This is a genomic window from Citrobacter sp. Colony219 (assembly GCF_019382635.1).
Taxonomy (GTDB): domain Bacteria; phylum Pseudomonadota; class Gammaproteobacteria; order Enterobacterales; family Enterobacteriaceae; genus Citrobacter; species Citrobacter youngae.
Window position 1 is genome coordinate 3,746,574 of the sequence record NZ_CP080033.1, and the last position, 12,933, is coordinate 3,759,506.

Genomic DNA, 12,933 nt, shown 5'->3' on the forward strand with positions numbered 1-12,933 from the left:
GGCAATGGCAATAGCAATGGCAATGGCAACGGCAATGGCAACGGCGATGGCAACGGCGATGGCAATGGCAACGGCGATGGTGGCGATCCGCCGACAACAACCCCTAACATGCCAGACGTGCCCGTTATTACCAGCGTGATCGATAATCAGGAGCTGATTACAGGCCCTGTCAATCAGCAGGAATCCACCAACGATAATACGCCTACTCTTCAGGGCACTGGCCCCGCAAATGCCACCTTACATATTTTTGATAACGGTGTCGAAATAGGACAGGTCACTATCGATGCCAACGGCAACTGGACGTTTACTCCATCTTCCCCGCTCGCGGAAGGCGCTCACCAGTTTACGGTCAGCGCATCAAACAATGCGGGCAGCAGCGCAATCTCAGACAGTTGGGTCATTACCGTCGATACCACCCCACCTGCCGCCGCAGTAATTTCTTCAGTGAACCTGGAAGGCACCATGGTGACGGGTAGTGCAGAGCCCGGAAGCACTGTCACCATCATTGGCAGTAACAACCAGGTTCTGGGTTCAGCAATCGTCGGTTCAGGCGGCACCTTCACTATTGGCATATCACCCTCGCAAACACATGGTGAAACGCTGACAGCAAAGATTCAGGATGAAGCAGGCAATATAGGGCCAGATACCTCATTCAGTGCCTCAAATTCCGGTTATCCAGGCGTCCCCGTGATTGTCAGCGTTATGGATGATGTCGCGCCCTCCGTTGGGTCATTGACCAACAATCAGTCCACTAATGATGCGACCCCAACGCTTTCCGGGACAGCTGACGCCAACAGTACGGTTAAAATTTACAATAACGGGGCATATATCGACAGCGTCGTCGCCGACAGCAACGGTAGTTGGGACTGGACCTCCAGCACAAACTTGCGGGACGGCTCATACGCCTTCACCGCTACGGCAACCAACCACCTGGGTACGGGGGGAATATCGACGGCATTCAATATCAATATCGATACTCAGCCGCCGTTATCACCAGACAATCTGAACGTATCTGCCGATGGTGCTGTCGTCACTGGTACGGCTGAACCCGGCAGTACCGTGACTATAACCGACAATAATAATCATTTAATCGGCAGTGGCGTTACCGGGCCAGATGGCTCGTTTACTATCACCATAAACCCACCACAAACCAATGGCGAAACCATAGCCGCTATCGCTACCGATCCAGCAGGAAACCCGAGTTTGCCAGAAACAGCACTCGCTCCCGATATCACCGCCCCGCTACCGCCCGCAAACCTGACAATCAATAACGCGGGCGATGAGGTTTCCGGCACGGCAGAGCCCAACAGTACCGTACATATTCTCAATCCTGGTGGCACTATCATTGGCACGACCACCGCTGATGCTGACGGAGATTTCACCGCCACACTGGTTCCGCCACAAACGAACGGCGAACATCTTGTCGCCAATGCAACGGATGCAGCAGGTAATACCAGTGATAACACAGCAGTCACCGCGCCAGACAGCACCGCCCCTGACGCACCGACAGGGGTAATTGTCGCCGGGGATGGTGGTTCAGTCAGTGGACATGCTGAAATCGGCAGCACTATCACCGTAAAAGACAGCAACGGGAATACGATTGGCGTGGGTTAGGCAGACAGCGGCGGTCACTTTGCCGTGTCGATCACCCCGTCACAAAACAATGGTGAAACGGTAAAAGTGACCGCAACGGACAGCGCAGGCAACGAAAGTCTGCCCGCTTCCGCGCTGGCTCCGGATATTACCGCGCCAGACCAACCGATTATTATTGCCGTCTTAGACGATGTTCCCGACATCATCGGAAAAATTGATAACAACACGCTGACAAACGACGATAAACCGGAAATTAAGGGCACCGCCGAAGCGGGCTCGCAGGTAAAAATTTATGATAATGGCACCCTGCTAACCACCGTTACCGCCGATATCAATGGTAACTGGGACTACACGCCGACCACCGCGCTGAGCCAGGGCGCACACGTGTTTACGGTTACGGCAACTGATGCCGCCAACAACACCAGTAGCGCCGCCAGCTGGAAAATCATTGTCGATAGCGTCGCGCCGACCGTCCCGGTTATTACTCTGATTAGCGATGACGTCGGAACCATCACCGGTAACATCGCGAATAACAACTGGGTAACCAACGACAACACGCCGACCCTCTCCGGGACCGGCGAGCCAGGCTCGCTGGTGAACCTGTATGATAACGGTTTGCTGATGACGGTGATGCTCATCGACAAGTCAGGTACCTGGAGCTATACCGTCCCGGACAACAAGCAGCTTGCCGATCGCGACCATCATTTTACAGTATCCGCAACAGATGCCGCCGGTAACGTCGTCACCTCCCCCGTCACTGTCACCATTACCGTTGACACCCAGCCTCCTGGGGCTCCGGTCATTTCAGCCGCCACAGATGACATCGGCAATGCACCCGTTGACTTGCCTTCTGGTAGCCGTTCAAACGATAACCTGCCGTCACTGAAGGGGACCGGAGAAGTTGGCTCCACCATCACTATCTACGATGGTGCCACACCGATTGGAACGACCACCGTTGTGGCCGGAGGAAGCTGGAGTTTCCCGGTCACCCAGCCACTTAGTGAAGGCTCGCACACGTTGTCAGCTATCGCGACAGACGCGGCGGGTAACGCCAGTACCGCCGGAAGTTTCATGCTGACTGTCGATACAACACCACCCGCGGCCCCGATCATCACCTCAGCGGAAGGGCTTATTGGCATTGAAACTAAAGCACTGAGTAATGGCGGCAGCACGAAAAGCGACAACCCTAAACTGTCCGGAACAGGTGAGCCGGGTGCGACAATTACGATTTATGAGAATGGCGGCCTCGCCGGCATCACTACCGTACAGCCAGACGGCACCTGGACATTTACCCCGACCTCACTTGCCGATGGGCCGCATAAATTCACCGCCACGGCGACCGACGCGGCGGGCAACACAGGGATCCCATCGGCGGGCTTTACGCTGACGGTGGATAATCTGCCGCCAACGCAACCGCTCCCGCCCACCATTACGGACGACGTCAATCCGATAACCGGGGTCGTGACAAACGGCATGACTAACGACACCACGCCAACGTTCAGCGGCACGGGGAGTGTCGGCGATCTCATTACCCTCTATCTTAATGGCAACTCTTCGTCGCAGGGTACCGCAACGGTTGGGGCAGACGGTAGCTGGAGCTTTACACCATCAGTGCCACTTCCCCAGGATGTTTATCAGGTGACCATTACGGCGACCGATCCTGCTGGCAACGTCAGCCCGCCATCAGATGCCATCCTCCTGGAGATCGATACAACGCCCTCTGCCTCCCCTGTTATTCTTGCCGTCAATGATAATGTCGGTGGTTTCCAGGGCGATCTTGCACCTGGCGCAATAACAGATGATACGACGCCAACTATTCGCGGAACCGGCACTGACGGCGACACGATCACGCTGTACAACGGCAGTACGATTATCGGTACCACAACGGTGGTTGGCACCACCTGGAGTATTACTCCTGGGACGGCACTGGCAAACGGGAGTTATACGCTAACGGCCATTGCAACCGATGCGGCGGGGAACGCCAGTACCCCATCAAACAGCGTAGCGTTTACGGTTAGCAGCACCGTGCTGACCCTACCGCAGGTTACAGATATTGAAGATGACGCTGGCGTCATTATCGGTTCATTGACCAACGGTAGCGTCACGGATGATACCACCCCAACAATCAGCGGGACCGGTGCGCCGGGCAGTACGGTAGTCATTTTCGATGGCGGCAATCCCATTGCCGAAACCCTCGTTGCGGCGAATGGTAGCTGGAGTATTGAGATTACGCTGACGGGCGATGGCCCGCACACGCTGACGTTCGGCGCCAGGGATCCCGCGGGTAATTCCCTGGCGGCAGGAAACCCTGTGATGTTGATACTCGATACGCAGCCTCCTGCCGAGCCAATCGTCACCTATGTTGACCCGAACGGCACGCTGGTGAGCGGGACAGCCGAGCCGGGCAGTACCGTCATCATCAGAAATGGTACCACGGTACTGGGCCAGGGCATTGCGAACAGCGTTACAGGTGTCTACACCGTCACGATATCACCCGCACAAACTACAGGGCAGAATCTGAATGCAATCGCCCAGGATCAGGCGGGCAATAGCAGCGACCCTACGCCGTTTAACGCGGCCACTTCCAGTATTCCGCATCCGCCAACTCTCGAAATCATTGATGATGTCTCTCCCGTTACAGGAGTGATTGGCAACGGTAAATCCACCAATGACACCTTACCGCTGTTACAAGGAACCGCCACGGCAGGAGCAACGGTTACAATTTATCAGGATGGGAATGTAATCGCTACGGTCACCGCCGATGCCGTTTCCGGCGCATGGCGCTATCCATTATCCACTCCACTGACAAACGGCACGACCTACAATTTCACCGTATCGCAAACTGTAAACTCAGAACCCAGTGGGTTGTCGCCCAATTACGCCATCACTATCGATACTGCCGCCCCACAAGCACCCGCGATCACCAGTGTGATTGACGACGTGTTACCAGGTACAGGATCGTTAGATACCGGACAAATTACCAACGATGCACGCCCGACCTTCAATGGAACCGGCGAAGCAGGTGCGACTATCACCCTTTACGATAAAGGTATCGCGATTGGCACTACCACCGTGAGTGGCAGCGGATACTGGAGCTATACTCCGACAAATGGGTTGGGAGAAGGCGAGCATATCTTTACCGCACGCGCAACGGATGCGGCAGGCAACCAGGGCGATCCCTCCAACAGCTTCCGAATTATTGTCGATACGTTAATCCCAAGCGCGCCCTCTATTGTGACGGTAACGGACGACGTCGGTACCCCGCAATCCCTTACATCCGGACAGCTAACCAACGACAACACCCCAACGCTTGCTGGCGTCACCGAGGCCGATTCAGTGGTTACCATTCGCGATAATGGCGCGGTAATTGGCACAACCACCAGCGATGAAAACGGCAACTGGAGCTTTACACCGGCTCCAGCACTTAGTGAAGGCAATCATTCGTTAACCGCAACCGTCACGGATGGCGCTGGCAATATCAGCCCGGCAAGCCCACCTTTCGTTCTGGTAGTTGATACGCTGCCGCCCGCGGCGCCGAACATTACCTCGGTGATTGACGATCAACCCGGCAACACATCGCTGACTAACGGACAATTGACTAACGATGCACAACCCACGCTGAACGGCAAAGGAGAGATCGGCGCATCTATCACCATCCGCGATAAAGGCGTTGATATTGGTACAACCCAGGTTGATGAATCCGGCAACTGGAGCTTCACGCCGGATGCCCCACTGACTCAGGGGCAACACATCTTTACCGCCGTTGCCACCGACCAGGCGGGCAATATGGGTGGGGTATCTTCGTCCTTTACCCTCGAACTGGATTCTATCGCCCCACAGCCCCCCATCATTAGCACGGTGCTGGACAATACAGCGCCCACAACAGGCGCGATAACCAATGGGCAGACGACAAACGAAACACGTCCGGCACTGAGCGGCACGGGCGAAGTGGGAGCGACCATTACCGTTCTGAGCGATGGTCAACCCATTGGCACTACCACCGTGGGTGCGGGAGGTATCTGGAACTTTACCCCAACGGATGCTCTGAGCAACGGACCACATACATTGACCGTCACCGCGACCGACAGTGCAGGTAACACCAGCCTTGCGTCGAACGGCTTTGGGCTCATCGTCGATACCATATCGCCGGGTATACCCGTCATTTCTCAGGTCGCAGATGATGTCGGCCCGCTGACGGGCAATCTGAACAACGGCCAGGCCACAAATGATACGCAACCCACGCTCAGTGGTACGGCAGAAGCCAATTCCACGATCAAAATTTATGACAATGGCACCTATCTCGGTACCGCTCCGGTAGACGCCAATGGAGCCTGGAACTTCACGCCAACAGCCGGACTTGGAAATGGTAACCATGCGCTCACGATGACCGCCACGGATGCAGCCGGAAACGTCAGTCAGTCATCCGCCGCATTTAACATCATTGTGGATACCGTTGCCCCGCTTGCCCCCACCATTATCCAGGCCGTCGATGATGTACAGCCCGGCACCGGGACTCTGTCCAGTGGAGCCTGGACCAATGACACCCGTCCGCTGCTCAGTGGCTCAACGGAAGCGAATGCCCGGGTCGCGATTTACGATAACGGCACGCTGCTGGGGACGGTAACAGCCACAATAGATGGGACGTGGGAGTATCTGCCATCCACACTGAGCAACGGCCAACATACATTCACGGCTATCGCCACAGACGCCGCAGGCAATATCGGTGCCACCTCAAGCGGATTTATTATTAATATCGATACGACCCCACCGCCAATCCCACAACTGATCTCGGTCATAGATGACATCGCAGGGGGCGTTTTCAATACAGCGCTGAACAATGGGCAGCTAACCAACGATGCCCGCCCAACGCTCAACGGTACCGCCGAAGCCGGTAGCACTGTCAGCATCTATGACGGGAACACTCTGCTTGGTACTGCGCTGGTGCAAGGCAATAATAGCTGGACATTTACTCCGACCACGCCGCTCGCGACCGGGTCCCATACCTTCACTGTGACCGCTACCGATGCGGCAGGTAATACCAGCGGCGCAACAGCAGGTTTTACCGTGGTGGTGGACACCACAGCCCCGGCACAGCCTTCAATAAGTAGCATTATTGATGATGTTGGCCCCAACACCGGTGCGATTGGCAGCAACCAGCCCACCAATGACTCACGCCCAACCCTGAACGGATCCACAGAGGCCAACGCGCGAGTCGATATTTATGATAATGGCAGTTTTGTTATCAGCGTAACGGCTGACAGCACCGGCAACTGGAGTTACACGCCGTCCACTGCTCTGGCTCAAGGGGCTCATTCTTTTACCATCACGGCGACAGATGCGGCGGGGAATACCAGTGGATTATCGTCTGCGGCAGCCATTGTGGTCGATACCATCGCGCCCGGTGTTCCAACCGGGCTGGCGGTCAACGCCAATGGTACGGCGTTAACCGGCGTGGCCGAAGCGAACAGTACGGTCATTATCACCTCTGGTAGCGGAACGGTACTCGGCACCACGACAGCGAATGCTTCCGGTAACTTCACCTTTACCCTGAATCCACTGCAAATTAGTGGGCAAACGCTGCTGGTTAGCGCACAGGACGCCGCAGGCAACATCGGTACGGCGGGTAACGTACTGGCCCCGTTTACCGGCGTACCGCCTGCGCCAGTGATCTCCAGCGTATTCGATGATGTCGGCACTATCACGGGCCTGGTCACCGCCGGGAAAACCACGAATGATACCCGCCCAACACTGAGCGGAACTGCGCAGGCAAACGCCGTTATCAACCTGTATAACAACGGCACGTTGATGGGGAGCACAACCGCTGACGGGAATGGGATCTGGAGCTTTACCCCATCCGGTGCGCTCAGCGAAGGCAACCACGCGTTTACTGCCAACGCCACAAATGCCAACGGCTCGAGCGTTTTGTCTGGCTCGTTCAGCGTCATTGTGGATACCACGCCACCGCCACCTCCTACGATTCTGATCAGCGCCGATGGCGGAACAGTGAGCGGCATTGCCGAAGCCGGCAGTACGGTGACGATATCCCTGCCTGGCGGCACCAGCGTGACAGCGGTCGCCAACAGCAGTGGCGTCTACAGTGCCACCTTGCCTGTACGCCAGATTGAAGGTCAGTCGTTATCTGCAACGGCAACCGACGCGGCAGGTAACACGTCATCGCCTGCCAGCGTCATCGCGCCGGTACTCCCCCTGCTGGCTGAAGATAATGTCACCCGTTTGCCGCTACAGACTGACGTGACAATCAGCACTGAGCATCAAAGCGATTACGGTTTCCTGCTGGTGAACGCACTGGGTAATGTCGCCAATGTGCTGGGTAACGACACGGCAAGTGTTAATTTCAGTATCCAGTCTGGCGGTAGTGGCTCCATCACCATTAACGCCGCGGCGACCGGCATTGTGCTGTCACTATTAAGCTCAATGGAGATTGTTATCCAGCGCTATGACTCCTTGCTCAACACCTGGATAACCGTGGTCGATACCTCAAAACCCAATTTTGCCAGTTTGCTGACCATCGGAGCCTCTGGAGTGACGCTCAATTATGATGGGCTGACAGGCGGGGATTATCGCGTGGTCAGCTTCAACACTAACCTGCTGGCGACTGGCGCATACACCAGCCTGGACGTTGCCGTGGTGAAAACCAACGGCGGAACCATCACTGGGGGGACCACAGAATCCGGTAACATCATCACCGATACCGATCCAACTAACGGTCAAGATAACGCCCCTTCCGGCACGCTGGTCACCGCTATCACTGACGGTAACGGCAACGTCGTGAACGTCCCGGCAGGCGGCATTGATGTGCAGGGGAAATACGGCATTCTGCATATCAATCAGAATGGTAGCTACACCTATACCCTGACCAATACGTCAATCTCAGTGTATGGCCGTTCCGAAAGTTTCACTTACACGCTAACGCATGGTAGCGATCACTCCTCGGCAAAACTGGTGGTCACGCTGGGTCAGGCCCCGACCACAAGTACGGTAACGGCGGCAGACGATGTGGCTGCGCTGACTTACGGGACGCAGGTCATCGCAGTCGACAACCATCCATCACAACAAACCGGCTTCACGCTCGCCAGTGTTGGTTTGGGACAATTGCTGGATGTCAGCCTGGTCAACGGTTTGACCAACCCGATTAAATTCAACGTTGATGACGGCGCGACCCGAACGATAACGGTTCAGGCCAGCGTACTTGGCGTAACGCTGGGCGGCTTTGATCTCTATGTCTACCGCTTCAACGAGTCTATTCAGCAGTATGAGCAGTACCGGGTACAACCGAACTGGGTAACCGCCCTACTGAGCGGCAATTCACCGGCGTATACCATTACGCTGCCGGGCGGTGACTATCTGTTCCTGCTTAACGCTTCCGGCGGCCTGACGCTGCTGACCAACTATACCCTGAATATTCAGGCCGATCACACCTACGCCGTCGACAGCCTGAGTGCGGCAACCAATGGAAATCTGCTGGCCAACGACTCGGCTCCGGCTAATACCGTTATCACCGAAGTGAACGGTGTCGCCGTTAACGCAACGGGCACTACCACCATTAACGGACAGTACGGCACGCTGACTATTGATGCAAAAGGGAACTACACCTACACGCTGAAAAGCGGACTGGGTGCAGACGGTATCAGCACACCGGACAGTTTCGTCTATACGGTCAAAGCCCCCAATGGCGATACAGGAAGCGCCTCGCTGAACATTACGGCGACCCCGCAAGCGCTGGACGCAGTAAATGACGTCAGCAGCATGATGGCGGTAAGTACCATTCAGGACTCTGCGGCATATGGAAGTGGCGCGCTGGGCACCGCGACAATTCCGACGCTGGGGAGCAAAGCAACCGGTACAGGTTCGTTTGATATCGCAACAAATGACGTACTGAAAGGCGCCACGCTCAACTTCAGCATCGGCACACTTATCACCGTCGGTACGCTGGGCGTAACCTGGACAATCACCGGTCCTGACGGATTCTCGCTTTCTGGCTCTGTACCCGCCAGCTCTATCAGCCTGTTAGGCAGTTCAATTGCCGTCTCGCTGGGTAATGCTGAGCTAGCCGCTGGTCATTACAGCATCAGCTTCACAGGAACAATGGGGGGACTGGCCGTTGGCAACGTCAGCATTACGCCAAACGTCACGGGTACGACATGGCACCTCAATACCTGGGACGTTAACACCACGACGGTGAATGGCAATATTTTTGATGGCAGTGATGCCGCTGGCGCGCACGATCAGCTCTCAACCGTCCATACCCAGCTCACTGTCACCGGTTTTAACGGCAGTACCGCCACTCTCAATCCGGCCGGCAGCGCCAGTAGCGCAACCATTCAGGGTCATTATGGTTCACTGACCATGAACCTGGATGGTTCATACATCTACACGCTGAAGCCGGGTACAACCGTAGCGTCGATAATCAGCAAAGAGACCTTTACCTATACGCTGAACGACCAAAACGGGCACACGGACACCGCTACGCTGACCATCAATATGAACCCGCAGATGGCAAGCACCGCACAGCATGACGTGATCACCGGATCGGTCTACGGCGATACGCTGATTTATCACCTGCTCAATGCCAACGACGCTACCGGCGGTAACGGGACTGCGGACAACTGGACCAACTTTTCACTGGCTCAGGGCGACAAAATCGACATCGGCGACCTGCTGGTAGGCTGGAACGGACAAAATGCCACGCTCGGCAACTACCTCACAGTGACCACCAGCGGTAACAACACCATCGTGTCCATTGATCGCGACGGTACAGGCAACACGTACCACACCACTAACCTCGTAACGCTGGAGAACGTACACACCACGCTCGATGAGCTGATCCAACAAAATCACATTGTGACCTGAAACGAACGCCATACCGCTATAACGATATAACAACAGCCCCGGATGCCATGACGTCCGGGGCAATAACAATCGTCACTGCCCTATTTTGCAAGGGATAAACTATGAGAAATGTCGCCCCTGTTGCTGTACTGCTGGCATTAACGTTTTGTTCCGTTCGTGCGAATGCCGAAGATGAACCGCAAATTATTACGCCGGAAGGGCTGGCAACCAGTCAGATGCTTCCCTCTCTGGATGGTTCTGTGGCCGATCTACCGCTAAGCGTTGCCGCTCCCGGAAGCCTGACGCTTAACGACGCGGTGAGTCGCGCCGTGAGCTGGCATCCTTCTATTCGTGAATCCATTGGCAAACTGCTCTCGCAAAATGAGCAGATAGACGTGGCGAAAGCGAAATATTACCCGCAAGTTACAGCCGGAATGAACAACGGCTACAGCAATACCTACACTGACCATGGCTTCAGCCCTGCACTGGTCATTTCGGTGTCACAAATGCTGTATGACTTCGGCAAAGTCGCCAGCCAGGTGCGCGCCGAAACCGCCGGTTCAGCGCAGCAACAGGCAAACGTGTTACTCAGCATCGATACTGTCGCTCGCGCTACCGCCAATGCCATCGTCCAGGTTCAGACATGGCAACAGATGGTGGATGCCGCCGAAGAACAACTGGTCGCGCTAAACGGTATTGGTCGACTGACCAGAGAACGTAATGATGAAGGGGCGACCTCGCTGTCAGACGTAGTGCAAACCGATGCGCGTATCGAGTCCGCACGTTCTCAACTGGCGCAATATCAGGCCAATCTCGACAGTAGCAAAGCGACATTGATGAGCTATCTCGGCTGGAACTCGCTTAACGGCATCAGCAATGAGTTTCCGGTAAAACTGGACAGCAGTTGCGATGTGGTAAAACCGGAGGATAAGTTAGTTCCTGCAGTGCTGGCGGCCTGGGCGCAGGCGAACGTCGCGCAGGCCAACCTTGATTACGCCAACGCGCAGATGACGCCAACCATTTCCCTGGAGCCATCTGTTCAGCACTATCTCAACGACAAATACCCCAGCCATGAGGTGCTCGACAAAACGCAGTACTCAGCGTGGGTAAAAGTCGAAATGCCGCTGTATCAGGGAGGCGGGCTCACCGCCCGACGCAACGCCGCCAGTCACGCGGTAGAGTCCGCACAGTACTCTATTCAGCGCACCCGACTCGAAGTACGACAGAAATTACTGGAATCCCGCAGCCAGGCAATGAGTCTCGCGACTGCATTGCAGATCCTGCGCCGCCAGCAGCGGCTGAGCGAACAAACGCGCGAACTGTATCAACAGCAGTATCTGGATCTCGGCTCACGCCCATTACTTGATGTTCTTAACGCCGAACAGGAGGTGTATCAGGCCCGTTTTGCCGAACTCCAGACCCAAAGCCAGCTTCGCCAGCTACAACTGAACTGCCTCTACAACACCGGATCGTTGCGCCAGGCGTTCGCCTTAAATAACCGCAGCATTCAATCGGTGGAGATCCAGCTATGAGCGACGTCGAGCCTGTTGTTGAAGATGCTATTGGCGAACCCACCCTGAGCCAGTGGGCGCAGGCAATGACGCATATTGCCAGCCACTATCGCGTTGCCTGTTCGCCTGGTGCTATTCAGGCTAACGCCCCGTGGTTTGAGGGGAAAAGCAAAACCCTTGCTTTGACGCAATTAGCGCGCCAGGCGGGACTTTCCTTTCATACGCTGGATACCGCAAAGCAGGTACTTAACCAATGGCGTTTACCGGTGGTGGCGGAACTGCACGACGGCCAAATCATGGTGATCGAACATTTTAACGGTGAAGATGCCCTGGATGTTTTTATCATCGCCGACGAGGGACAACGCAACCGGCTGGCAGTGGCTGAGCTTCTGCCAGAAATCCATACTATCACCGCACTGCGCCCGTTATCGGCATTAAAAGACGGTCGGGTTGATCGCTATATTTCGCGCTTTAGACCCGACTGGATACGCGAGCTGGTTTTACAAGATATCCGCCCTTACCTGCCGGTCATGATTGCCGCCTTTCTGATTAACGTCCTGTCGCTCGCCGGGATTATTTTTTCGATGCAGGTCTATGACCGGGTGATCCCCGCCCAGTCTTATCCAACGCTGTATGTTCTCTCTACCGGTGTTCTGGTCGCGGTGCTGTTTGGCTTTTTGCTGCGCGAAGCGCGTACCCACATCATGGACCTGCTCGGCAAACGCGCCGATATGCGCATTTCCGATCGCGTGTTTAGCCACGCATTGCGGCTACGCAACAGCGCCGTCCCCCGCTCAACGGGGAGCTTTATTTCTCAACTGCGCGAGCTGGAACAGGTTCGTGAGATGATCACCTCTTCGACCATGTCGACCATTGTCGATCTGCCGTTTTTCTTTCTGTTTATCGTCGTACTGGCGTGCATTGCTCCACCGCTGGCGTGGATAGCCCCCGTCGCCGCCATTCTGATGATTCTGCCGGG

The 12,933-nt window shown here is 55.7% G+C and carries 2 protein-coding genes and 1 pseudogene (1 of these 3 cut by a window edge); all 3 read left to right on the forward strand.

The annotated features are described in order from the left end of the window. Nucleotides 1–10,464 (forward strand): annotated as a pseudogene (locus JTI85_RS16835) (BapA/Bap/LapF family large adhesin); the annotation flags it as partial. A 101-nt stretch (nt 10,465–10,565) separates the two neighbouring features. Next, complete coding sequence (locus JTI85_RS16840; protein WP_219351778.1) at nt 10,566–11,975, forward strand: TolC family outer membrane protein; 1,410 nt, start codon at nt 10,566–10,568, stop codon at nt 11,973–11,975. After that, nucleotides 11,972–12,933, forward strand: the start of a protein-coding gene (locus JTI85_RS16845) for a type I secretion system permease/ATPase (RefSeq protein ID WP_219351780.1). Its footprint extends 1,225 nt past the window's final position; the window shows 962 of its 2,187 coding nt (coding positions 1–962); it begins with the start codon at nt 11,972–11,974; its stop codon lies off the right edge, out of view. The genes JTI85_RS16840 and JTI85_RS16845 overlap by 4 nt, the downstream gene beginning before the upstream one ends.